Source organism: Nostoc sp. (genome assembly GCF_036917455.1).
In the GTDB taxonomy this organism is placed as follows: Bacteria; Cyanobacteriota; Cyanobacteriia; order Cyanobacteriales; family Nostocaceae; genus Nostoc.
Map to the genome: position 1 here is coordinate 15,418 of NZ_JBALDK010000094.1, position 23,981 is coordinate 39,398.

The following is a 23,981-nucleotide window of genomic DNA, read 5'->3' on the forward strand; positions in this document are numbered from 1 at the left end:
GAAAAGTCTAAACAAAAACTCCCAGCTTTGGTGTGCTGGGAGTTTTTGTTTAAACATTTTGCTGATAGTATTTATAAGCGGCATAAGCCATAGTTACAACCCCAGTGATAATGGCAGATTCATCAACTTCAAACTGGGGATGGTGTAATGGGTGGTTAGTAATTCTTTCTTTGTAGCCTACACCCAAGCGAAACATGGAACCGGGGGCGTGTTCCAAATACATAGAAAAATCTTCAGCACCAAGGGAGGGTTCGGGTAAAACTTGGACGCGATCGCTACTCCAAGCTTCTTCTGCGGCTGACTGTAATAATTGTGTCAAGGTGTAATCATTTTGAACGCTGGATACACCCTGACGATAATTTACTTGATAGTTTGCTCCGTAAGTATGGCAAACATTAGATACAATATTTTCAATCCACTTAGGAAGATGAGCGCGGGTTTCGGGATGGAGCGATCGCACGGTTCCTAATAACTGCACTTTATCCGCAATTATATTCGGCGCTCTGCCACCATTAATCTTCCCTATGCTCAATACAACAGGACGCAAAGGATTTTGTGTCCGGCTGATAGCTTGTTGCAATGCGGTAATGATTTGGCAAGCAATCCAAATCGCATCAATAGCCTCATGAGGACGCGCCCCGTGCCCAGATTCCCCCATAATTAAAATCTCTAAATCATCTGCGGCGGCTGTCAATGCCCCATAACGCACGCCAATAGATCCTGCGGGTATAGAAGGAAAAACATGAACCCCTAATACAGCTGAGACGTTTTCCATCGCCCCATCTTTCACCATCCAGCTGGCCCCTTGAGCAATTTCCTCGGCTGGCTGAAATAAAAACCGCACTTTTCCACTCAACTCCTCCGCCATTTGGGACAGCACCATCGCCGTTCCTAACCCCACAGTGGTATGCACATCGTGACCACAAGCGTGCATAATACCTTCGGCGCGAGAGGCGTATTCCAAATTTGTGCCCTCTTGAATTGGCAAAGCATCCATATCGGTGCGAATTGCCAATAAACGGTCATTTTGACCAGTGCCTTGCAATTCTCCAATAACGCCCGTTTTACCAACACCTTCTTGTACATGCAGACCACTAGAAGACAAAACACCAGCTACAAAAGCTGCTGTTTGGTATTCCTGACCGCTGAGTTCTGGGTGAGAGTGGATATGGCGGCGAATTTCAATCAAGCGAGGCGCTAGTTTTGCTGCTAAGTCTTTTATATGGGTAAGCATCGATTTAGTTAATCTACAAGCTTTTTTCCCATGATAAAGAACTGTTAACAAACAAAATGCTTTTGCTAGACAAGGATAGTTGAGAACAAGAGGGGAAGTAGGGGAGGCAGGGGAGGCAGGGGAGGCAGGGGAGGCAGGGGAGGCAGGGGAAGCAGGGGAAGTAGATAAAGAAAAGCTATTGATTATTGCCCAGTCCTCAATCCTCAGTCCTCAATCCCCAGTTTATTTTGAATAACAGGTTGTGCCTGGAGTATTTTCGGGTTTGAACTGGTTACATTCTCTTGTCTTTTGACGCTCTGACGACCAGCTATAAGGCATATCTGAGGTGACAACACCATTAGCTAGAGTTGTTAGTCGGAAATTAGCCCCCCGAAAATTGGTAAATTCTAATTTCGCATCTTTTAAGTTTGCTGCTTCTAAATTGGCGCTGATGAAACCAGCGTAAGACAGATCGGCATTTTCCAAGGATGCTGATTTCAAATTTGCTCCGGTTAAGGAAGCACTATTAAGATTCGCCAAATTCAGAATCGCACCTTCTAAATTTGCACCCGTGAGATCGGCTTTGGTGAGATTAGCTTTAGATAATGTTGCACCACTCAAGTCGGCCCCTCGCAAATTTGCTCCAGTTAAATTCAGTTGAGTTAGGTCAGCACCACTCAAATTACACCGGGGACAGGCACTTGTTGCCTTCAACTGATCTAAATCTAGCTGATTTAACGCCAGGGCTTGCTCTGCAAACCCAAAACAAGCCAACAAAGCGACGGTAGCAACAATCTTAAAGTTCATATTTTTTACAGATATCTACAAAAATGACAATTTACGCACACTGCGTACTGCCATACTTACATATACCGCTTCTCTAAGGAAGAACAGGGATGAAGCATTCATTAAGAAGGTGTAAAAATACTATAAATTCTAGTGGTAAGACTACTCAAACTGAAATATAGGCTATAGAATCGATTCGTAAGGAACTATACCGAACCTCTTATAGACTACCATATATGTGATCCCCCTAGCTCGATGAAAAATACGACTAGGGGGATCTTGTTTTTAGGCACTTGATTAAAATCATAAACCCGCATTTCTCACAAGCTTGAGGGGCAGAGGGGAAGGATGGGCAGAGGGGCAGAGGGGAAGGATGGGCAGAGGGGAAAGAACTTGGTATTTGAACTCTCCCCTGCCCCTCTGCTCCCCTGCCCCTCTGCTCCCCTGCTCCCCTTCTCCCCTGCACAAGGCTTAATCGAGATGTGGTGAGAAATCCGGGTAAACTCTATACGTTGAGTTGAACCTTCGCGTAGCGTCCTGTAGGGAAGTAAAACCCAACAAAATCAATTCAAAATGTTGGGTTTCGTTCCTCAAAGCGCGATCGCCGATCGCATATTGGTAAAATCAGCTTTTCAAAGATCGCTCCTTATCCCTCACTATCCAAAATGCTGCTGATATCTTGTGTTGCGTATAGGATTCGTACAACCTCAATGGCATCCTCCCATACAATGTAAAAAATCAGGTACTTCTGGTAGTGTTTCACTGCCTACTTTCGTAGTCCCTGCAAACGAGGATTGCTAACGGGATCAAGGCTACCCACTTATCGCATTTTGGCAAGTTGGGCTAAATATAGGAATCCCTCCTTCCTCTTTCATCGCCATCCTAAAAAGCGCAATCCAGGGACAATTAGGTAGTAACTCACTCCTAACCAGAAGCTGATGAAGAAGCCTAGAGAACCAAAAAAAATCAGAGGTAACTGTAACTCTGACCAGGCTGGGTGAGTAGTAAATTGGAAGATCGGAGGTGCCAACCTCAAAAGAATCAAAAATGCGTATGCGATCGCACTACCAAAGGCAGCAAACACAGCATACACTACATGATGGCTGCGAAGACCTAAGCTCAAGGTGAGTAGGCAAGCTGATACTAAAATCACTGCCACTAAGCCTTCGCCACTATCTTTTGGTGCGATCAATTGCAAAATGAACCAACCAAAGCCATAGCTAATCATGCCCATCAGCGACGCTACTAAAAACCGCCGCCGTTGACCAAAACACCCAGAGACTGTTAGCCCCCAAGCGGTTCCCCAGCCTGCGACGACGAACACCAAAATATCTGCCCCGAAGACGGGTTGAGTATTTGGCACTAATTGGTTTAGCTGACTGGAAATAAATTCCACAACCCAACGCCCCAAGTTGGTGTGATATGCCAAAATAAAACCAGCGATCGCACCAAAACAAGCGCCAACATAGGCCAGGATCATCGCCCAAATGGTCGCCAAACAAGCTTGGAAAATTTTGATGATTGTCTGAGCAATAAAAATAACGGTTTTAGTTACAGCTTGGCTAAAGTTAGCTAAAACTTGTTCAATAGCTTGTGTTATTAGGGTAAATCCCTGGGAAACTTGCGTTGACGCTTGCTTAACCTTGTCTCCTAGTTGGGCAAATAATCCTGGTGGCGGTAATGGTTGAGAAATCTTCGCCAAGCGTTTTTGAATCATAGCTGCATTTGCTGGACGCGATCGCACATCCTCCTGCACCATCTCATCCAGTAAATCTGCTAGTTCTGGTTTGACATTTACCGAACTTCGCCAGCGCAATTTTCCAGTTTGTTGGTCTTCCAACTCTAGCGGGTATTTGCCTGTTAGCATTTCAATCACTGTTCGACCAAGGGCATAAAAATCGGCACTTGGCCCGACAATACTTCCACTTACTTGTTCTGGCGGACTGTAGCCAGAAGAAAATAAGCGGGTGGAACTAGACTGAGAACGCAGCTTAGAGGCGCTAAATTGTTTGGCCCCACCAAAATCAATTAGTACCAAGCGATCGCCTTCTGTTTGCCCTTGAGGTAGGGTTACAGTGGGCGAAGATGTGCCCAGCATTAAATTAGAGGGTTTAATATCCCGGTGAATAATCTGACGTTTGTGTAATTCTTGTAAAATCTCTATAGTTTGAGCAAACCAGTTTACAACCAAATTCTCTGGACAACCTTGGGGAAACTTTTTTAATATCTCCTCTAAAGTCCGCCCATTGATTTTTTCCATTACCAAACAAGGTAGTTGGTGCGGTTTCGGGTTAAACAGTTGTACCTGAAAATACCCTTCTGCATCGACTGTGGGGACACCTGGATGCTGCAAACTAGATAAAACCGCCGCCTCTTGGGTAAATAACTCCAGTGCCTTTGGTGAATCTTCTACCAACACTTTCAGCACTTTCTCTGTTTGAGTTTTTTCATCCCAAACCGTGTAGATTTGAGCAAATCCTCCCGATCCTAATGGCTGAAGTGGGACATAGCGGTCTAACAACTCTAGCGGTGCGCCACAGCTGTTGCAAAATTTGTTTCCCCAAGGCTGGGGATAAGGACGTTGACAATCAGGATTTATGCAGTGAACCGCACTCTGAGTGATGTGGGACACAACCGCTACAATACAAAGGCTGAGTTGATTTTAGCGTTTCTTGAGGTTTCCTGATTTTTAAATAAGCAAAAGGAAAACCCTCATAGAATCTATGAGGGTATTTGTTTATATCTCAATATCCTTGGGTTAAGGCTTGATCCTTCCCAACCCTCCTTAATAAAGGAGGGTTGGGGGGATCTTCCGAAACGAAATATCACTAACCCAAGCCTATTGGTTTATAGCTGCTGTCAGCTTTTAATTACGAAAACTTCTCTTACTCTGTCTGTGCTTGGCAACTTCTTTGCGCTTGCGTTTTTCTAAGGGTGTTTCAAAATGACGATGCTTTCTCATGTCTGGAAAAATTCCAGCCTTGGAAACTTCTCGCTTAAATCGTCGTAAGGCTGATTCAATGTGTTCATTGTCACCGACAATTACTTGGGTCATTATTTCTCCTACTAAGTTGACTTAATCAATGATATGCAGGCGGTAACATTACAAAAAAAAGACAGACTTTTGTTTTGTCTGACCTTTAAGACTCTTGGTAAGTTTTCTTGGTTTCCAAGATTTAATAGCGTCCGCCGCGTCCACCGCCGCCACCGCCGTATCCTCCCCGGCCTCCGCCAAAGGAACCTCTATCACCTCTATCTTCCTTGGGTTTAGCCTTATTTACTTTAAGGTCACGACCCATCCACTCTGCACCGTCGAGAGCTTCAATGGCAGCTGTTTCTTCAGCTTCAGTTCCCATTTCCACAAAAGCAAAGCCTCGCGGACGACCCGTTTCACGGTCAGTAGGCACTTGAACTCGCTTTACAGTACCATATTCTGCAAAAATACCACTTAAATCTTCTTGTGTAACGTCATAAGAGAGGTTACCTACGTAAATTGACATCGATTCGCTCCAAAATCATCACTGTGTAGAGATTTTAATTTCTCTGAGAAGTCTGTAAATACTAAAAGGAAAAGCCTTTCAATACTAAAATCAAAGACATCACTGAATTAACTCTCCTAAATCTAGGATGACATAGGAGCCAGCTCTCTGCATCCAGTAGATAGTTAACCAGCGATCCGATCGCACAAATTGCGATCGTCTGCCCCCACTTACCCTAAGTACAGCCCAACACACATAAGGGTTGGAAATGGAAGAAGATAAATTCTGTAGGGTGATAAAGAAAATCAGACATACAGGGGCACATCTTTGAATATCCGAATTGAACGTTTGACTGCATTAACCATGAAGCATTACATCAAGATTTTAATACGAAAGCTAAAGTCAAGCAACAAATAAAGGCTATGTCGGTTTCTATTTCTTCGGAAAACCAGCGATGAAAGCAATTGTGATCGCGGCCTCGCCTGTCGTCGGCAATCGCGCCCATTTCACAACATGAAGCAACACCTCGTAGAGAAGCAGGGGGAGCGACGCGAAAAAGTGAGATCCTCGTGAAATAGGCAGGGGAGGCAGGGGGAGCAGGGGGAGCAGGGGGAGTAAAGAGGCATTTTTAGTATTTTTTACTACCGAAACCGACTGCTTATACACTTATTTCTTCCCCTGCCTCCCCTGCCTCCCCTGCCTCCCCTGCTTACCCACCTCACTGTTAGAGCATTGCTCCCAGAAGCAGGTCCGAGGGGGTAAAGATTTTGTCACTAGCATGGGTGAGAAATTTTGGCAAGCTAGCGATCGAAAAATTACCATCTCAACCAAGAAATTTCAGGGTGTTGGCGTAGCGTGTCGTGGAGAAGCCGTTATTGGCATCTTGGCGGTAGCCTGGGGCAAGCTAGTATCTATCTCCGATAAATGAAGCTTTTTGACAAATTTTGCGGAAGTCCTAGTTATTACGAACTAACTGCAAACGGCGAAGCCCTGTTAATACTTGTAGCGTAAATTACTAAAAATTTTGACTCCAATCATGGGATAATTTCGCTTACTTACTGAGTCAGTTATGAATACTGAATTTTTGATACAATAATACCAATAAATACTGCAAGACCTAGCGCTCTACGAAAATAATTAACGCCTTGAAATAATTCTAGCCAAGCCCAAGTAAACAAAGAGCCATTTGCTATTATTTCTAAGACTGTATTGATTTTGCCATTTGTAAAAATTAGAGCGAGTAAAGTAGTTGCTATCCAAACAATAAGCGGTAGGTTTGGCATCTGGGCTATAACAATGTTGCCATCACTATCACGGAAGGTTTTATCAACTAATGTATTAGATGTCATTTTTAATCACCACGAAAATTACTAGATTGACTGTTGAGAATAGACTGAGATTTGATTGCAAATTCTTTAATAAAATTAAACCACTTGGGTTAATCTCTTTCCAACCATCTAATTGCTGAGATGAGAACGTTAAAGCATATTCATATATGAGTATATTAAAAGATATACTTATACAAAATCTGCGAATATAGCTGTTGGCAGCCTAAATGCAATTTGGAGAAATTCTCAAGTAATAGGTATAGCAATTCACTGCATCCACCCACCATAGCTAACAAGGCATTTATAGCACAAGCCTTGGTGGTTAGGACATCAACAGATGATGAAAATTAGACACAAAAAGACTTTTCACCCAGTCCCCAGTCCCTTACTATACTTTGCGAGTGCGTCAATCATCTACTAATTACTGCACTTTGGTAGTAGACATTTGCTGCACGATTGCTTCATAAGATAAGCTCCATGAGATATCCAATATTGTCTACTGTAAAACAAATATCTTAGCTGTATACTTTGGTAAGTCAGTAACTAAACCATCCTCTCCAGATTCTACTTTTCGATTACCAACCCAATCTCGCAAATACTTAGCAGTTGGGAAGTCGGAAATTTTATATTGATTTAGATTTTTGTCAGAGAAATTTGCCACTATGACAACATGAGAATTTTGCTCATCCCAACGAGTGTAAGCCAGCACTTTATCATCTGCATTTTCATAAAAAAACTTAATATTATCGCTTTGCAAAGCTGGAGTTTGCTGGCGTAAAGCAATAAGCTTGCGATAATACTCAAATAAATCATGATTCTGAGCGGCTGACAACAAAGACCAAGTAATCTTCTGCGGCTTAGTCACATCTTCGCTTTTCTGCTGGTATTCACCAAACTCTTCTCCCATCCACAGCATGGGTACACCCATCGCTGTGATTAATATAGTCGCTGCTAACTTCGCTCGTTGAAATACGGCGGTGTCAAATATACCGCAATTGCCTAATTCTCGTAATACACGCTCGCGATCGTGGGTTGCCAAATAATTTATCACATTGGTAGCGATCGCATAACCCTGCTGTTTGGGATCTAAAACCTGCTTGAGTTGTTCTAATTCAAATGATTGACCACAAATATATGGAATTATAAAGTGGCGAAAACTTTCATGCCAACAAGCATCTAATGGCCCATCTGGCTTGACTACAGTGTTTGTATCGGGAATGTGTTCAGCAATATTGTAAAATTGCTTAGGTGCAGCATGGTTTTTTGCTTGCTTAGTTAGCCAGTTGAAAAATTCAAAGTTAGCCAATTGGCGCACTGCATCAAAGCGAATTCCATCAATGTGATACTCCTTAATCCAAAATTCTACTACATCACTGATGTATTCCCATGCAGGTTTAATATTTAAGTTTTTGTCATAATTATTATAGTTAAACTCTGGCCCCCAGTAGTTATCTGGGTCTTCAGGATAATGCTTGTATTCGTAGTACCAGTAATTTCGGTCAATCAGTATTAAAGGACATTCTTCATCTGTGTGGTTATAAATTCCATCCATAAAGACGCGAATGCCTCTACCATGACACTCGTCAATCAACCGCTTTAAATCTTCGGTTGAACCGTAACTAGATTCTGTAGCAAAGAAGTGACGAACTTTATAACCCCAGTTATAATCACCAGGATACTCATTAACTGGCATTAATTCAATTGCATTAATTCCCAATTCGCAAAGATAATCTAACTTTTCAATTATCCCTAAATATTTGCCTCCTTTGTGAGAGCTAACTTCATCACCAGTAAAATCTGCAACGTGCATTTCATATATAACTAATTCCCGATTATCAGGTAACGGCATTTCATCATATTGCCAAAGGTAAGTATCAACAATGCGTCGCCCATCTTTAATACGTACCCTGCTAGATTTTTCTGTTTCATCAACATCTGTTGCTTTGGGATCGATGACATCTATCCATTCATCAGATGTGTAATTTGGACTTTTGGTTTGAATCCTAAATCTGTATTGATAAACGCCGTCCTCCAGTTTTATTTGAGTGCGAAAATAACCATCTTCACCTTTTGACATGGGAATTTCTTTCCAATCAGAAAAAGACCCAATTAAAGCTGCTCCTTTGTTGCGAGGAGCAAATAATGTAAATTCAGTTATATTTTCCATTGCGGCTCGATTATATTTTTGGCGATTACTACGTTTCAAAGATTGCTCTTGATTTAAAGCATTAAGGACAATACGTCTTAATACTTAACTATATTTGAGAAGGCGCAAGCCCTCTAGCCGAAGAGCTTCAGGGTATAAAGCTTTGTAAATATTGCAATTTGGAGATTGAATATCATAACGACCTGTAGCCTTAAACGTAGCCAGAGAGCAACCACCCGTACACCAGTATTTCCATTCACATGTACGACAGCCTTCTTTTTCTTCAACAGACAAATTCTGAATACCTGTTTTATCTTGTCGCACAACACTTAAAGGATCTTGAGTGTTGATTGAAGATATAGTTTTATGTAGCTGCATCTGACATTTGGCAATTTGTCCTTGGTAATCAAAGACGAGATAGCTTTGCCCAACTCCACAAGTTCGTTTATGAGGGGATGCTAAATTAGCCCGATCGACTAATGAACCTAATAAGCTTCGATTAGGTAATTTCAATTCTATAACTTTGAATGCTGCCAACATTCCCTGAATCAGCCTAGATTCTTCTAGTTGCAAATCTTCGTAAGAAGCGGACAGTTCGTTTTCACGATAGAAATTGAAGCTAAAGGGCAGATTATGCTCTAATATCCATTCAATCAGATCGGTTAATCCTTCTGCATTCCGCCCGCTAACAGTGATAGAAATATCAGGTATTAGCCCATTTTCTAAAGCAATTTTAATACCCCGTTCAACATCTTGAAACGATCCCTTTCCACCTGCATAAGTTCGTTGAATATTGTGGAAATTTGATAACCCATCTAGTGAAATCATTAGACGCAGATTCAAGGTTTGAAGCATCTCAATAATCTCAGGGGTAATCAATGTTCCATTACTGAGAACAACTCCATCTAATATAATGTTTCTTTCTTCGCTAAGAGATTGAGCATATAAATGGAGATCCTTGATTAAAGGAGAGCATAGTAAGGCTTCTCCACCTGCATATTTTAGTTTGACGCGGCGGTAATGATTTAAGCTGGCAGAGCGAAATATAGATTCAATAGCTGCTCTACCTATATCTATTGACATATCTCTTGCTAAATGAGGAAGGTAGCAGTAGTCACATCTTAAGTTACAGCGATCGGTGATATGTAACCATGCTGATAAAGTTTCTGGCCTTTCATTTAGGTTAAATGAGCTATTATTTTTAGGAATAATTAAACGGGCTTGATATAGTTCCTGAATAGCTGTCTTTAAGTCTATTTCGTTAATACGAGAATGCGCTATTGTGATATTATTTAACTTATGAGGTTTTTTAAATGTATTTAGTACATGTAGTGCAGATTGATTTATAACTACTACTTGATGATGAGTCCCATAACAGATAGAGTAAGTATCATCTAGATTCATGATTTGCGAGTTGGGAGATATCACAAACTCTGTTTCCAACATCCCCAAAGATAATTGGATATCTGAGCTTAATTCTGCTAAAGGGGATAAGTCACAGGCACAGTCCCCTCCATCACAATCGCATTGCCCAGTTGCTACGTAGGTAGAATTGAGAGAAACTAAAATTATAGGTCGATCAATTTTTTTACTAAGCATGAGAAGATGGGTGTTTTGTTGAACGGATTCTAGTTAAAAACATTTGTTGATCGCACCATTCCTTGAGAGCTTTATTGTCTTGCCATTGATGTTTGAGTTGCTGGATTAGAATTTTAGAAAGTTCTATAGGCAATCGTTCGATTTTCTTTTGCAGCAGATTTAACTCATGTTGAATCGAATACGGCCCAAAACCTCCATCCTGGAAGATTTGAGGTATGCCTTGAGCATATTTTGCAAAGGCGAGATCGTAGTTCGCTTGTTGAAATGCAACATCACCTTCTATCCGTAATATCCGACCAAAGTACAATTGATAGGTATTTTGATATGATAAGAAGCGATCGCTAAGTTCTCGTGCATAATCTGAAATATTCTTGTATGCTTTTGCATAATAATCAAACTCTGCTTTCCCTACCAAGCTATCGATGGCATACCGCATGTCATTGTACTCTAGACTAGTCAGGTAAGAGCGCTCGTTGAGTTTGAGAGCTTGTTCTTGCAGAGAGCGATCGCACTTTTGAAACCCAAGATACCAATACACACTGGCCGTTTGGTGCAAAATTTTAGGTAATTCCTCTTCAAGTCCGTATTTCTCTGCCAGTTTCAGGCTTTTTTCTAAAGCATCTTGAGCAAGACTTAGCAGATTGAGATCCCACTGTACTTGTGTCACATCCCAAACGGCTTCATTTACTACCTCAGCACTAAACCACTGATTTAAGCCTAATTGAAAGTATGCCCTACACAATATTCGATTATCGTTTTCTTCATTGTCGCAACGGCTTAAGGCTCTTTCAAGTAGTTGTTTAGCTTTAATATAATTACCATTATCTACCAAAATAGCAGCAGAGGCAATTTCGGCATCAGCTATTTCGCGCTCACTTTCAACACTAGACCACATATCAATGGCTGCCTTAAAACACTGTTCAGCCTTTACGTAATCTTTTTGTTGTCCGTACAAAAATCCTAAGTTATTCTGAATGCTAGCCATAACTTGAGTTAAGCCTTTGTCAGGGATGTCAACTTCCATCGCAGCATCCCAACCTAGTTTGTAATATTTTTCAGCTTCGTTAAACTTGTTGAGTTGTCGATAAAGATAACCAACTTGGTTAGCTACGCGAGGTATAGCAGATGATAGCCTGTTTCCTTGAACTAGGGATAAACACTCTTGCTGATATTTCAAAGCTTCGTCATAAAGATGTAACTTGGTATTCAGTATTCCCAAAACATTATAAATATCTGCCTTATGAGAAGAATTAGAAGATTGTTCAGATAATATTTCCTCCAGTTTTTTCACCTCATGTTCTGTTGTACTCTTGTCTTTAAGGGCGTGAACAATCCTTGATTCAAAAATAATCAGTCTAAGTTTTTGATCGGGGTTTAGGTCTTTTTCAAAGTTTTTAAGAAGTGTTAACAATTGCTTGACAAAGCTAATTTTTTTGGCTTGAGTACGGATTGTATTAGTAACTTTATACCAAGTCTCAAACCCTATTGTCAGATCGGCATATAAAGCATTCCATAGCCATCGCGTAGTATTGAATTCTCGTAATTGTTTCACTTCTTCAATTAGAAACTCAATATTGGCTACTTTATGAGAATCATCAGAGGAAAGTTGAACTTCCAATATCCTTTTTTGTGGACCTAACTTATAATCTTTTTGCTCAAAATATTTAGCAGCAATCCGACTATCTCGTTTTCTCCATTCAAAATCTGGGTCAATATCTGTCCACACATATTTATCAACCAAGTCTCGCACAATATCATGTAATGATATTTGATTACCACTCATTACTGGTTTGATAAAAAAGTAGCTTTGGGCATCAATAAATAATTTTTCAGCATCTCCCATCGATAGTTCTAATAGATTAGAAATATCATAACTATCTAATGGGTAGATACGTGAAAGTAACAGGGTTAGCCTGTCCATTGATGTCCGAAGCTGTGTAATATGACGAACCATTTCAGCTTCAAATCCGCCTGTTTTTTCCAACCTAGCTGGAATGGTTTCTATATCTTCACTCTCTAACCAATCTGGAATAACTTCTCGATAAGCATACTCTACTCCAAATTCAATCATGATGGGGCTGCCACCAGAAAGAACTATAATTTTTTGAACTAAGTCTTTCCCAAGATTAAAGTGAAGTTGCTCCTCTTTAGAAATAATGTATGTCTGCACATCCTCATGAGTAAATTCATTTAACTCAAAATAAGTTAATTCTTCTTCATTAAATGACTTTTCTAGAATTGGACGAGCAACGCTAGGACGACCTGCTAAAATAAATACGGCGTTATCTAGTTGCTGGCATAAATTAGCGATATATTCCCAAACTTCTGCTCTTATTTCTGGTTGTCCTAACTTCTCAACCGTATCAATTAGAAATACTAGTTTCTGTTGTCTGGATTTTCGATTAATTTCATCTACTAAAAACTTTTCAATTTGTCTGCGTTCTTCTTGGTATGCGATTTCACTGAGGTGGTTTTCATCTTCTCTTAGTTGTCGTAACCTGAGCAGCCATTCTTGATATGTATTGTCATACAATTGCTTGGCAATTTGAGTGCATAAATCTTCTGCATCATTAAAAATAGGGGTATCGCAATCAATAATTTCACTTGTCCAGAATTGAATTTTGTTTAGGCGGTTTTTTAATTCATTAAGCAACCAAGTTTTGCCAATACCGCCTCTACCTTCTATTAAAACAACATGGAGTGTATTGGCTTCTTGAACTACAGAAATAATTCTATTTAGATGTTCTTCACGACCAACAAATTCTAATTTATCTATTTCAAACATAATAGACTCCTGAGTTAGTTATTTTGAATAGCTTCATCAAGCTTATGAATTAAATATCTATAGGGTATATCATTATATTCGTCATTGTGCAGATAGTAATTGACAAGAAACTGAAATTCCAAGTCATGCTCTACTTCAGATTTAAGAGTAGACAGAAATTCGTGGGTTTGTTCTCGGTCTGTATTGCGAAATATTCCAATAGTTTCTTCAACAGTTTTATCAAAGAAAGTTCTGCGAAGCTCTTGTCGATAAGCCAAACTATCAGCACCACAATTGATAAATCCAGCATGTTGCTGAAGACTTTGAAAAAAATACTGCATTGACCAAGTTCCCGCCACAGCAGAATCATTCTTGAATTTAAGCTCATGAACATATTCCCAGCAAATTTGAGCCGCTTCGCTACAAAGCTTTTGAAAGCTATCAGGCGAACTTTCTCGGAGAAGACCGATAACTAACAGCCGACGGGTCATTCCATCTTTTATAATCGTTTTCTCACGAGTAAAAATAGATGTTTTTGTCAGTTCAGCATTTAATTTAAAACTATCGTCACTGAAAGGTAACTGAAATCTCCGAACGGCTTCCTTTAAGATCCAATGACCATTTAGTATGGGAAATATACTCAGTTTTTCAATAGATTCATAAAGATGATTATTTTCTTTTATCAAACTTTCTTTAATCTGATCTCTACATTGTCTAAGGGTTCTTTCCCATATTTTGCTGCCATAACTGTTTAAAAACCAATTAACTGTGTAACCGCCACTTCGATAAACTTTTAAAGCTTCAGCAATACACCCTGGATGGCCACCAGTTAAATATAATAAGTGTCCTGACAATAGAGATATACTTTCAGAAGTCATTTCGATTGGCTTGAGATATTTTGTTGCTGTATCCTGAATTACGTCCCAATTAAAAGGAGAGAGAGTTAGCTTAGGAAAAACTCTATCAGAAGGGAGATCGGTAAGACAGCGAGCTGCTATTACAACTCGAAGACTCTTGGAATTATCTTTAAAAAATTGTAATTCTTTCAAACATTTTTCAATTCTCCACCCAAGCTGTTTAAGCTGATCGAAAATTTCGTTTAAACGTTGTTTGTGGGGAGCATTCCCATCTAGATCGATTAGCAGTACAATGCCTTTTTGACCCTGCGATTGCCATTTAGCCCAATTCCTATGTAATAATAAACCTAAGCGCTCTCCCGAAGGGAATTCATGCCCTTCTTGGATCTGAAGATTGAGAGAACTAGCTAATTTATTTTCTAAGTCTTCAATACTTTGATCGCCAGACATGGAAGCATAAGCGCAACACCATTGTAATTCTTGAAATCGCTTCTTTATCTGTTTGAGAAATTCTGTTTTTCCGTAACCTATAGGAGCTGTTATTAAACAATAACTAGGAAAATTATTTCCTGTAATCTCAATAATTGCAGCATCTCGATTAGTGAATGGGATTTTATCATGTTCAAGTTGCTCTATAGATGGTTGATTTAACTGGCTTAACTCTGATTCAGCTTTTTCTATTTCTTTAAATTTAGTGTCAATTTGCCTTTGCAATTGACCTTTATCTACATTACTCTGCGTCCACCCTATTTGATCGTTGATACTTTCAATCTCAGCGCTTAAACGGGCTATTAACTGCTCTAGATAATTTTTTCGTAACTCTGAGGAATTTTTCATTGTATTTAAATGGCATTAAGTTCGCTTTCTACTCGTTCAAGTTCTTGTAGTATGGTGTTGATTTGCCGTTGAATGATATTGCGATCGCTCGCGGCGAGTGTATAGTTAAGTTGGTTGTAAGCTGCCTCATAGTCACTACTTAGAACCTCAAAACGTTGTTGCAAAGTCCTGATTTTGAGTTGTTGTACCCGACTCAGACTATTTTGAGTATGTGCATTTGATGAAATCGGCAAGGTTATTTCATCCCATGCTTTGCTCAAGACATCCGCCGGAATCATGAAAGCAGTCTTGATATTTTCTCGCTGTTTCTCCGCCGCCACAGCCATACCAACCACTCCTACAAGGGTTTCATCCCATATAGGCGCACCACTAAAGCCCGGTTCTATTCTGTAGCCAGTTACCTTACTGTCTTCTAGTTGCACCCATCCCTTTCCTTGCCCGTCTCGTAACACCCCTGTAGACCAAACGCCATCATTGTGTCCGTGGGGAAAACCGAATATGCGGAAAGGATGCTCCCAGACGTTATTAGCTGAGATTAGCTTGATAGGTTGCGCTTCATGAGGCAACTGTCCTTCTATTTGCAACCCAGCAATATCTTCAGGTTCGGAGGTTGATACGTTGTTGACAACAGGTAGCCAAAAAACAACTTTAGCTTTTAGTTGTTGCCCTGATGCAATTAAGGGGAAATCGAAGTAAATATCATCACTAGGAGCTTCAACAATATCCTGTGGTAAAGATAGAGCCGAGGTAACAACATGAGCGCATGTCAGAATATAATTTCGAGTTCGCCCCGATATTAAAAAACCTACACCAACGACCGCACCATTGGGATGAAAAATTCGAGCGATCGCTGACCTAAAAGCTGGAATATAATTATCTGCAATGGATGCCATACTTTACTATGCCTTGTTTTGCTTCCATTTCAAGGTAATTTCGTAGTTAGCTTCACCACCTACAGAAGTAAAAATTGCACCTGCAACTGCATTTAACTTAATACCAAACTTAACCTCTACCTCATCGGCAGGTGTATTAAGCTGACTCAGTTTGATAATAATTGCTGAAGCTACAGGTTGTATTTGATCTAATACTTCATCAAATTTCTTTTTAGCTTCAACTACCATTTGTCCAGCATCTGGTCTAGCAACACGGACAAGAGAATTGCTATTTTCTGGCTCATCAACTTCAGCTAAAAACTTTGTACCATCTTCTAGAGAAAACTCTGTGATTTGTTTCTGAGTCATGGTAGAACCTGTTATTTTGAACTAATAGTTGAATGTCTAAATAATCAAGATAGTTTGTAAAAGTTTTTGTACCTAATCTTCTTTTGTTCTAAATGTCCTGATTAAACCTTGCTATGAGCGATGAATCGCTGACTACGAACAATGCTTGCTGCAAACTTTGTCCTGGGTCAACCCTCGAACTTTGTGAAGTTTCGACCAACTTCCGGCTGTTTGGGCGTTAAAGCTGTTGGATTCTCATGTAATAGATTTAACAATTAATATATTAATTGTTATATTAGTTATATATGTACCCTGAGTTCAATTAGTAATTATACTGAGTTAGGTTCTGGCAAGGAAACAAAGATGGAATGGAACCCTAAGAGTTTCAAGTCGCTCTTAGCCTTGCACTTCAAGTTTTGGTAGGCTAGGCATACTGTTCGATTAACGCCAAAAAGGCGATTTTTTGGGCTATTATAAACAAAAAACCCGACTTCTTAAAAAAGCCGGGGTTATGCGGGTTTCCATTATTACAAATCAAAGTGAATGCACTACTGAGCAATACGATCGCACTGTAAAAGTATGTACGTAATGTCTAATGGACTTACGTAGAAATGATAAATACTTACAACATAAGAGGTTCAGCGATTATTAAGAGGTTGAATGAACAAGTGTTTCGCTGTTACTTTAGGCACTTTTTGATACCGATAAGAGGACTTTTCAAACCAGGACTTACGCAAAATTATGAAAAAACGAACCATAGAGGGCGCAGAGAAGCCAGTGCGTTGGGCGGGTTCCCCGACTTGTAGCAACTGGCGCGACACGGAGAAATAAGAGTTTCAGAGAGTTTTTGCGTAAGTCCTACAAACAATCCTCTAAGATAAGTAGCGTTAGCGTAGCTCGTTGTAGACATCGCTAGAATAAGTAAACGCAAAAATATAGGTATAGGAAAAAATAAATTTTTCCAATTGCCTAATATATCTAGAAAGTTGCTCGAAGTACCAAGTAATTTATTCTGGCAAATAGTCCATCAATTTGGAGAACAATTAGAACAAAAATCAGGATTGAATTTGCAGTATTGGCTTCCCGTCAATACGTAAGCTGTACAATAAGGAAAACTCGTAAGTTCAATTTTGGCTACTTGCAATTTTGAAGCATTCCGCAACACTTGATTGGCTTTGGTTTTATCATCTAGAAGAATAGCTACAAGCTTAGGAAACGCCATACAAGCAGCAGCATTGATGAGCGTTAGCACTATAGCATCTATCAAATTCATAGGTAATCATCTCCTGTAAAAAATAGGCGATTGCTGTTTTGAGGCGCAAGCATAATATTATGTGTAGGATTGGCGTTCAGTCCATCTATTGCTTGCACTCTATGTAAACTAACTTTAACATAAATTTTTGTAAATATAAACGTGGAATTCCTGAAATTATTATACACAGAAGGGAATGTGGATAATAAGGATGGTTATTGTAGCGGAATAACAAAATAAGCTGTAAAAACGATTAATTTACAATATTTAGGTAAGGTGTTATGTCAAAAACCCAAACCGCGTCTTCTTTTTTATCTAATATCAACGAGCAAGAACGCGAGGCATTAAAGCGATTAGTAGATTACACAAATGTGGAATCGCTACCAGAAGTTTGGCCTTTAGCAGCTCAGAAATTTGGTGATGTTGTCGCCCTCCGCAGCCCTCACACTAAACCAGAAATAGTGATTACTTATACCCAGTTAGCGGAGCAAATACAACTATTTGCATCTGGTTTACAGGCGTTGGGAGTGAAGGTAAGCGATCGCATTTCCTTAATTTCTGACAACAGTCCCCGGTGGTTTATTGCCGATCAAGGCATAATGACTGCTGGAGCAGTTGATGCGGTGCGTAGCTCTCAAGCAGACAAAGAAGAATTGCTATTTATCATCGCGAATAGCGGCAGTACGGCAATAGTCGCAGAGGATTTGAAGACACTTAAAAAACTGCAAGACCGGATCAAAGATTTACCAATTCAGTTTGCGATCTTACTTTCAGATGAAGCACCACCTACAGACGAAACCCTAAAGGTGCTGAATTTTTCCCAGTTGATTGAAATTGGGAAAAATCATAATTTTGTGCCAGTTAAACAAGACCGTAAGGCTTTGGCAACCCTAATTTATACCTCTGGCACCACAGGCAAACCCAAGGGTGTAATGCTGTCTTATAGCAATTTGATGCACCAAGTAACAACCTTTGGCACAGTATTGCAACCAAATATCGGCGATATGGTTCTCAGTATTCTGCCTTCGTGGCATAGTTACGAGCGAACTGTTGAGTATTACCTACTATCTCAAGGTTGCACGCAAGTTTATACTAACCTGCGCTCTGTGAAAGGAGATTTGAAAAAATTTAAACCTAACTATATGGTGGGTGTACCCCGTTTGTGGGAATCGATTTATGAAGGAGTGCAAAAGCAGTTCCGCGAACAACCAGCAAATAAGCAACGCCTAGTTAACTTTTTATTGGGCATTAGCGATAAATATATCAAAGCCCAGCGAACTGCTCAGGGATTGGATTTAAATAATCTTCATGCTTCAGCCGTCGAACGATTAACAGCTAAGATCCAAGCATCTGCTTTATTACCCCTCCATGCCTTGGGAGAACGACTGGTTTATGCTAAGGTGCGAGAAGCCACAGGCGGAAAAGTCAAGCAGATGATTAGCGGCGGGGGTGCGCTTCCCAAACACATCGATAACTTCTTTGAAATTATTGGTGTCCAGATTTTGCAAGGTTATGGTTTGACAGAAACTTCTCCTGTTACCCATGTGCGTCGTCCTTGGCGAAATTTGATTGGTGCATCAGGTCCACCACTGCCCGCTACAGAAGCTAAAATTGTAGATCCTGAGACAAAAGCGCCTCTACCAGTAGAAAAGCGAGGCTTAGTATTGTTGAGGGGCCCGCAGATTATGCAAGGCTATTACCAAAATCCCGAAGCGACAGCGAAAGCCATTGACGCTGAAGGTTGGTTTGATAGCGGCGATTTAGGTTGGCTGACACCACAAGACGATTTGGTGCTGACTGGCAGAGCAAAGGATACGATTGTATTGACTAACGGGGAAAACATCGAGCCACAGCCAATTGAAGATGCTTGTTTGCGATCGCCATACATCGATCAAATTATGCTCGTTGGGCAAGATCGGCGCAGCCTGGGAGCCTTAATTGTCCCCAATGTCGAAGCCATAGAAAAATGGGTGCAGAACAATCCAGACACTTCTTCAGCTAGTCAAAAAATTGACTGTGAGAGTAGAATGATCCAGGATTTATTTCGGCAAGAATTGAATCGAGAAGTGCAAAATCGTCCAGGCTATCGACCGGATGACCGCATCGGGACATTCAAACTCATTCAAGAACCGTTTTCCATTGAAAATGGTTTGATGACACAAACACTAAAAGTTCGCCGACATATCGTCACGGAACGTTATCGCGATATTATTGACGGCATGTTTGCCTGATAATTCCACCTCCCAACTGTAAAGAGTGAACGTGAAATATTTATGGATGTCTCCAAATCTAATTTGCTTCTGAAACGCGTCGTTAACGTCAAAGTTATTGTGACTCCTCTTTGGAAAGAGGAAGTACAACAGCAGCTGCAAACGCAGATCAATCAACTCGATCAGCAACTGCAACAGTTAGACGTAGAAGGACAAAGAGCGATCGCGGCAATTCAAAAGCAGAGTCTGCAACCACCCGGCCCCCAGACCCTCCAACAAATTGACAATATTCAACTCCAAGTCAATCAAAAGAAAAGTGAATTTCTAGAGCAGAAAAATCAGTTGCTGCAAAATCTCCAGCAAGTGCAGTTTCTCCAGCAAGATCAAGAAGTCAACCAATTCCAAATGGAAGGCTTTTTCCGGGTAGAAATCGGTGATAACCTGATTAGCAAAATGCAAGTCGAAATCGTTCTGCGCGACGGCGTTGTAGAAGAAATTCGCGGCGACATTTAAATTTGTCATTTGTCATTTGTTTTGTGACCAATGACCAATGACCAATGACTAATGACAAATATGATTTAACTTAGTGTGGGAGCGGCTCCCAGCCCAACATTCTACCTGGGAGCCAGCCCAAACTATTTGCCAGACTGGAGGTGAGCTAATAAATAGCGATCGCCCGAAGGCTGACATCTCAACTCGATATTTAATATCAACTGAATCATCACCCCGCTTGAGTTGCGTAATCGTCACAAAAGCCTGATTTCGTTGCGGATAAGCCACCTCTACCTTTCGCGTTCCTTGCACTGGTGTTATGTCGTCAAAGGCATTTAAAGCAAGGGTAGCAGGATCGCTACCTTGAAGAGATGAGTTAATTTTTTCTAAAGGTATAGTTTTATAATCGGAACGATTTGGATATGCCACAACCTCTTGAGACTGATGTATTGCTTTCACCTGCTGGGTCTGCCCATCACTACTCTCAACAATTGGTACAGATTGCTGGTGCTGGATAATATAAACTCCAGCGCCAGCAGTGGCAAAGATACTTAGTATCACAATCAAAAATAATTTCAACTTTGCCGACATAAAAGTAAACAGGAATTTCAAATAGGTTTATTACCAATTTTGAATTCTAGATTGAACTGTATCTTATATCCTCTACCTGGGAGTAGCTCCTGTATCTTAATCAGTGATTATGAGGAATAAAAATGCCAATTCCATTAAATCTGTGAGAAACTCGTGCTGGTTTTTGCAAGTCAACGACTAAAAACGAGATCGAAATACTGGCTAACCATTGAGGATAACTCTGTACTATAGACCTCTTAAGTTATATTTAGGTTCCTGGGGTCAAGAGTTAGGAGTTAGCCCGGATTTCTCACCACATCTCTCAAAACCTTGTGCAGGGGCGGAGGAGCGGGGGAGCAGGGGAGCAGGGGAGCAGGGGAGCAGGGGAGAGTTCAAAAACCAAGTTCTTTTTCCTCTGCCCCTCCGCCCCTCCGCCCCTCCGCCCCTCCGCCCCTCTGCCCCTCTGCCCCTCCGCCCCTCCGCCCCTCAAGCTTGTGAGAAATGCGGGTTAGGAACTCTCCCATTCCCCATTCCTAATTCTCAACCTAAAATATAAAATCTCCAGTCCAAAACTCTCCCGCCAAGATACAATTCGATCTGATAAAAGCTGTTAAAGTCCATAAACCATTGATTCCCAAACCACCCTATGAGCATTCACGAAGTATTTATGCCGGCGCTGAGTTCCACTATGACCGAAGGCAAAATCGTCTCCTGGGTGAAATCGCCAGGGGACAAAGTGGAAAAAGGCGAAACAGTGGTGGTTGTAGAGTCAGATAAGGCAGATATGGATGTAGAAACCTTTTACGAAGGATTTCTTGCCCATATCATAGTTGAAGCTGGTGAAACTGCCCCAGTAGGATCTGCGATCGCCTTCATCGCCGAAACGGAGGCTGAAATTGAACAGGCGAAATCTCTGGCCAATTCCGCCGGCGTGGCTGCTACTACCTCTTCTCCTGAACCAATCGCCGCTACAACCTCAGCTGCAACACCTGCCTTAGCGGCTCAAAACGGGTCTAACCACAAAGAAGGAAGGCTTGTAGTTTCACCCCGTGCTCGCAAGTTAGCCAAAGAACTCAAGGTTGATTTAACTACACTCCAAGGTAGTGGCCCCCACGGTCGCATTGTCGCCGAAGATGTAGAAGCTTTGTCCAATAAGGGCAAACAACCTGCCACTGCCCCAGTTGCCCCACTAGCACCTGTACCAACCAGCGCCCCAGTTGCCCCCCCAGCACCTCGGACACCAGCATCCACACCAGTGGTAGCGGCTGTTCCTGGTCAAATCGTGCCTCTAACTACCTTCCAAAATGCCGTAGTGCGGAACATGGTAGCTACCATATCCGTGCCCGTCTTCCGTGTTGGTTATACAATTACCACCGATGGATTAGATAAACTTTATAAACAAATTAAATCCAAAGGTGTGACAATGACAGCGCTACTGGCGAAAGCTGTAGCAGTGACATTGCAAAAACACCCATTGTTAAATGCTAGCTACTCAGACCAGGGTATTGTTTATCATTCTGATATCAACATTTCTGTAGCAGTTGCGATGGATGATGGTGGATTAATTACACCTGTGCTGCAAAATGCAGATGCAGTGGATATTTATTCTCTATCGCGTACTTGGAAGTCTTTGGTAGAACGGGCGAGGGCAAAACAACTACAGCCCCAAGAATACAACAGTGGTACTTTTACCCTGTCCAATTTGGGAATGTTTGGTGTAGACAAATTTGATGCGATTTTGCCGCCTGGACAAGGTTCAATTTTAGCGATCGGGGCATCCCGTCCACAAGTGGTAGCAACACCCGACGGTTTATTTGGTGTGCGTCAACAAATGCAAGTCAATATTACTTCTGACCATCGGATTATTTACGGTGCCCATGCTGCGGCGTTCTTGCAAGATTTAGCAAAATTGATTGAGACGAATTCTCAATCTTTGACAATGTAATTTTGAAAAGATACCAACTTTAAATCTTAGCGCTATGAGCGGGCAGCAGTTTTTCGTAGAGTAGCGCTAAAAACTATATAAAGAATCGGTGCAGGTTGACTGCACCGATTGCACAATTTAACTCTAATTGCACTGGAAATTTCCCTCACGCCAATGCTGAAGCTTGGGGTTTGGCAAAAATCATTCTTCCTGCGGTAGTTTGCAAAGCGCTGGTGACTACTACTCGCAGTTCACCACCTACATAATTGCTGCCTTCTTCAACTACTACCATTGTGCCATCATCTAGGTAGCCAATACCTTGGCTGGGTTCTTTGCCTTCCTTGAGAATTTTTAAATCAAGGTTGTCGCCAGGTAAATAACTAGGACGGACGGCATTTACTAAATCATTGACATTCAAAACAGGTACTTTTTGAACACTGGCGACTTTAGATAAGTTGTAGTCGTTGGTTAGCAATGTACCACTGATTTCTTGGGCAAAACGTACCAACTTGGCATCTACTGTGGGAATATCTTCGTAGTCAACTGCATTAATCAGGATGCGATCGGGATAATCTTCCTTAATGCGGTTGAGAATTTCTAGTCCTCGTCTTCCCCGCACCCGTTTTTGGTCTTTGCTAGCATCAGCTACTTGCTGGAGTTCTTGCAAGACAAATTGCGGTACGAGAATTTGTCCCTCCAGAAACCCTGTTTCTAGTAGCGCTTCGATGCGACCATCAATAATGCAACTGGTATCTAAAACCTTGGTGTTAGCTGGTTTTAGCGTTCCTTCCACAACCATTGATTCGACAGTGTTGGGATTAATGAACCGCAATAAGCCCCGCCCGTGGGTATCTGCCAAGTTCATACCAGTGACGGAGAGGATAATACTACCAACAACTGCCACAAGTGGCTTAATAAATCCAAAATCTGCCGGTATAGGTAGTAAAAATAGTGGGGCTAACATCAGGTTAGCTAGCAATAAACCAATGACTAAGCCGATCGCACGAGTTAAAATCACTTCCACAGGCATTTCTTTGACTTGTGATTCTAGGCGACGATATGTCGTCTGGAAACTCAGTCCAATCGCACCACCAATAATAGCGGCAAAGACGGCAACAACTAAGCGTAAAGCCTCAAGATTTGTTACTTGGTCTAGCGCCCCATTGGGTAGTAGTTCAATGCTGTAGAACCCTATTCCCGAAGCTGCCAGGATAAATGAGAAAATGATAATTGCGTCAAGCATGGTTATGTTGTTTTCCTGCAACTGTGTTCACCGAGAAAGTTCAGTATTTTTTATTTCATCG

Annotated in this window: 19 protein-coding genes; 4 read left to right on the forward strand and 15 right to left on the reverse strand. The window is 41.2% G+C overall.

The window, feature by feature from the left end; genetic code table 11:
• Positions 1-49 precede the first annotated feature (49 nt).
• The 5 genes from V7K42_RS10205 to V7K42_RS10225 all read right to left on the reverse strand — a co-directional run bounded on the left by V7K42_RS10205 (position 50) and on the right by V7K42_RS10225 (position 5,499).
• Positions 50-1,234 carry a M20 family metallopeptidase gene (locus V7K42_RS10205; RefSeq protein WP_334915815.1) on the reverse strand — a complete coding sequence of 395 codons (1,185 nt, stop codon included), beginning with the start codon at positions 1,232-1,234 and terminating at the stop codon, positions 50-52.
• Positions 1,235-1,456: 222 nt separating this feature from the next.
• Entirely contained in the window at positions 1,457-2,020 is a 564-nt protein-coding gene (locus tag V7K42_RS10210) for a pentapeptide repeat-containing protein (protein ID WP_334915817.1), read from the reverse strand.
• An 850-nt stretch (positions 2,021-2,870) separates the two neighbouring features.
• The gene (locus V7K42_RS10215; protein ID WP_334915819.1) at positions 2,871-4,631 is read right to left on the reverse strand and encodes a serine/threonine protein kinase; all 1,761 of its coding nucleotides are present in this window, start codon (positions 4,629-4,631) and stop codon (positions 2,871-2,873) included.
• Between the two features lie 234 nt (positions 4,632-4,865).
• Positions 4,866-5,054: a 30S ribosomal protein S21 gene (gene rpsU, locus V7K42_RS10220; protein ID WP_012407716.1), complete on the reverse strand. Its 189-nt coding sequence runs from the start codon at positions 5,052-5,054 to the stop codon at positions 4,866-4,868.
• Between the two features lie 121 nt (positions 5,055-5,175).
• Complete coding sequence (locus V7K42_RS10225; protein ID WP_094343500.1) at positions 5,176-5,499, reverse strand: RNA recognition motif domain-containing protein; 324 nt, start codon at positions 5,497-5,499, stop codon at positions 5,176-5,178.
• A gap of 757 nt (positions 5,500-6,256) precedes the next feature.
• On the opposite strand from V7K42_RS10225, the gene V7K42_RS10230 reads away from it, so the two are divergent.
• Positions 6,257-6,406 (forward strand): hypothetical protein, encoded by a 150-nt coding sequence (locus V7K42_RS10230; RefSeq protein WP_334915821.1) that lies wholly within the window; start codon positions 6,257-6,259, stop codon positions 6,404-6,406.
• 139 nt (positions 6,407-6,545) lie between these two features.
• On the opposite strand, the gene V7K42_RS10235 is transcribed toward V7K42_RS10230, so the two are convergent.
• From V7K42_RS10235 to V7K42_RS10270, 8 genes are all read right to left on the reverse strand, one after another.
• The gene (locus tag V7K42_RS10235) at positions 6,546-6,827 is read right to left on the reverse strand and encodes a hypothetical protein (RefSeq protein WP_334915823.1); all 282 of its coding nucleotides are present in this window, start codon (positions 6,825-6,827) and stop codon (positions 6,546-6,548) included.
• A gap of 475 nt (positions 6,828-7,302) precedes the next feature.
• Positions 7,303-8,973 (reverse strand): alpha-amylase family glycosyl hydrolase, encoded by a 1,671-nt coding sequence (locus tag V7K42_RS10240; protein ID WP_334915854.1) that lies wholly within the window; start codon positions 8,971-8,973, stop codon positions 7,303-7,305.
• 84 nt (positions 8,974-9,057) lie between these two features.
• A complete protein-coding gene (locus tag V7K42_RS10245) occupies positions 9,058-10,551 on the reverse strand; it encodes a radical SAM/SPASM domain-containing protein (RefSeq protein WP_334915825.1) in 1,494 nt (497 codons plus the stop codon).
• The gene (locus V7K42_RS10250) at positions 10,544-13,336 is read right to left on the reverse strand and encodes a tetratricopeptide repeat protein (RefSeq protein WP_334915827.1); all 2,793 of its coding nucleotides are present in this window, start codon (positions 13,334-13,336) and stop codon (positions 10,544-10,546) included. The genes V7K42_RS10245 and V7K42_RS10250 overlap by 8 nt, the downstream gene beginning before the upstream one ends.
• A gap of 14 nt (positions 13,337-13,350) precedes the next feature.
• On the reverse strand, positions 13,351-15,009 hold the full coding sequence (locus tag V7K42_RS10255) for a hypothetical protein (RefSeq protein WP_334915828.1): 1,659 nt from the start codon (positions 15,007-15,009) through the stop codon (positions 13,351-13,353).
• Between the two features lie 5 nt (positions 15,010-15,014).
• Positions 15,015-15,902, reverse strand: a complete 888-nt coding sequence (locus tag V7K42_RS10260; protein WP_334915830.1) for a trypsin-like peptidase domain-containing protein — start codon at positions 15,900-15,902, stop codon at positions 15,015-15,017.
• Positions 15,903-15,908: 6 nt separating this feature from the next.
• Positions 15,909-16,250, reverse strand: coding sequence for a CU044_2847 family protein (locus V7K42_RS10265; protein ID WP_334888929.1), 342 nt, complete (start codon positions 16,248-16,250; stop codon positions 15,909-15,911).
• A gap of 1,006 nt (positions 16,251-17,256) precedes the next feature.
• The gene (locus V7K42_RS10270) at positions 17,257-17,502 is read right to left on the reverse strand and encodes a hypothetical protein (protein WP_334915832.1); all 246 of its coding nucleotides are present in this window, start codon (positions 17,500-17,502) and stop codon (positions 17,257-17,259) included.
• A 260-nt stretch (positions 17,503-17,762) separates the two neighbouring features.
• Between V7K42_RS10270 and V7K42_RS10275 the strand changes: the two genes are divergently transcribed.
• A complete protein-coding gene (locus V7K42_RS10275; RefSeq protein ID WP_334915834.1) occupies positions 17,763-19,712 on the forward strand; it encodes an AMP-dependent synthetase/ligase in 1,950 nt (649 codons plus the stop codon).
• 42 nt (positions 19,713-19,754) lie between these two features.
• Entirely contained in the window at positions 19,755-20,204 is a 450-nt protein-coding gene (locus V7K42_RS10280) for a YlqD family protein (RefSeq protein ID WP_012412623.1), read from the forward strand.
• Between the two features lie 48 nt (positions 20,205-20,252).
• Here V7K42_RS10280 and V7K42_RS10285 read toward each other — a convergent pair whose 3' ends face one another.
• Positions 20,253-20,774: a hypothetical protein gene (locus V7K42_RS10285; RefSeq protein WP_334915836.1), complete on the reverse strand. Its 522-nt coding sequence runs from the start codon at positions 20,772-20,774 to the stop codon at positions 20,253-20,255.
• A 625-nt stretch (positions 20,775-21,399) separates the two neighbouring features.
• Here V7K42_RS10285 and V7K42_RS10290 point away from each other — a divergent pair.
• Positions 21,400-22,698 carry a dihydrolipoamide acetyltransferase family protein gene (locus V7K42_RS10290; RefSeq protein WP_334915837.1) on the forward strand — a complete coding sequence of 433 codons (1,299 nt, stop codon included), beginning with the start codon at positions 21,400-21,402 and terminating at the stop codon, positions 22,696-22,698.
• A 145-nt stretch (positions 22,699-22,843) separates the two neighbouring features.
• Here the strand turns inward: V7K42_RS10290 and V7K42_RS10295 are convergent, their stop codons facing one another.
• Complete coding sequence (locus V7K42_RS10295) at positions 22,844-23,920, reverse strand: PIN/TRAM domain-containing protein (protein WP_334915839.1); 1,077 nt, start codon at positions 23,918-23,920, stop codon at positions 22,844-22,846.
• Positions 23,921-23,981 lie beyond the last annotated feature (61 nt).

Excerpts from the sequence above, each read along its gene's own strand:
- V7K42_RS10260 (WP_334915830.1), bottom strand. The coding sequence starts at position 15,902 with ATGGCATCCATTGCAGATAATTATATTCCAGCTTTTAGGTCAGCGATC.
- V7K42_RS10235 (WP_334915823.1), bottom strand. The coding sequence starts at position 6,827 with ATGACATCTAATACATTAGTTGATAAAACCTTCCGTGATAGTGATGGC.
- V7K42_RS10225 (WP_094343500.1), bottom strand. The coding sequence starts at position 5,499 with ATGTCAATTTACGTAGGTAACCTCTCTTATGACGTTACACAAGAAGAT.
- V7K42_RS10255 (WP_334915828.1), bottom strand. The coding sequence starts at position 15,009 with ATGAAAAATTCCTCAGAGTTACGAAAAAATTATCTAGAGCAGTTAATA.
- V7K42_RS10275 (WP_334915834.1), top strand. The coding sequence starts at position 17,763 with ATGTCAAAAACCCAAACCGCGTCTTCTTTTTTATCTAATATCAACGAG.
- rpsU (WP_012407716.1), bottom strand. The coding sequence starts at position 5,054 with ATGACCCAAGTAATTGTCGGTGACAATGAACACATTGAATCAGCCTTA.
- V7K42_RS10210 (WP_334915817.1), bottom strand. The coding sequence starts at position 2,020 with ATGAACTTTAAGATTGTTGCTACCGTCGCTTTGTTGGCTTGTTTTGGG.
- V7K42_RS10285 (WP_334915836.1), bottom strand. The coding sequence starts at position 20,774 with ATGTCGGCAAAGTTGAAATTATTTTTGATTGTGATACTAAGTATCTTT.
- V7K42_RS10265 (WP_334888929.1), bottom strand. The coding sequence starts at position 16,250 with ATGACTCAGAAACAAATCACAGAGTTTTCTCTAGAAGATGGTACAAAG.
- V7K42_RS10270 (WP_334915832.1), bottom strand. The coding sequence starts at position 17,502 with ATGAATTTGATAGATGCTATAGTGCTAACGCTCATCAATGCTGCTGCT.
- V7K42_RS10230 (WP_334915821.1), top strand. The coding sequence starts at position 6,257 with ATGGGTGAGAAATTTTGGCAAGCTAGCGATCGAAAAATTACCATCTCA.
- V7K42_RS10245 (WP_334915825.1), bottom strand. The coding sequence starts at position 10,551 with ATGCTTAGTAAAAAAATTGATCGACCTATAATTTTAGTTTCTCTCAAT.
- V7K42_RS10295 (WP_334915839.1), bottom strand. The coding sequence starts at position 23,920 with ATGCTTGACGCAATTATCATTTTCTCATTTATCCTGGCAGCTTCGGGA.
- V7K42_RS10240 (WP_334915854.1), bottom strand. The coding sequence starts at position 8,973 with ATGGAAAATATAACTGAATTTACATTATTTGCTCCTCGCAACAAAGGA.
- V7K42_RS10290 (WP_334915837.1), top strand. The coding sequence starts at position 21,400 with ATGAGCATTCACGAAGTATTTATGCCGGCGCTGAGTTCCACTATGACC.
- V7K42_RS10205 (WP_334915815.1), bottom strand. The coding sequence starts at position 1,234 with ATGCTTACCCATATAAAAGACTTAGCAGCAAAACTAGCGCCTCGCTTG.
- V7K42_RS10280 (WP_012412623.1), top strand. The coding sequence starts at position 19,755 with ATGGATGTCTCCAAATCTAATTTGCTTCTGAAACGCGTCGTTAACGTC.
- V7K42_RS10250 (WP_334915827.1), bottom strand. The coding sequence starts at position 13,336 with ATGTTTGAAATAGATAAATTAGAATTTGTTGGTCGTGAAGAACATCTA.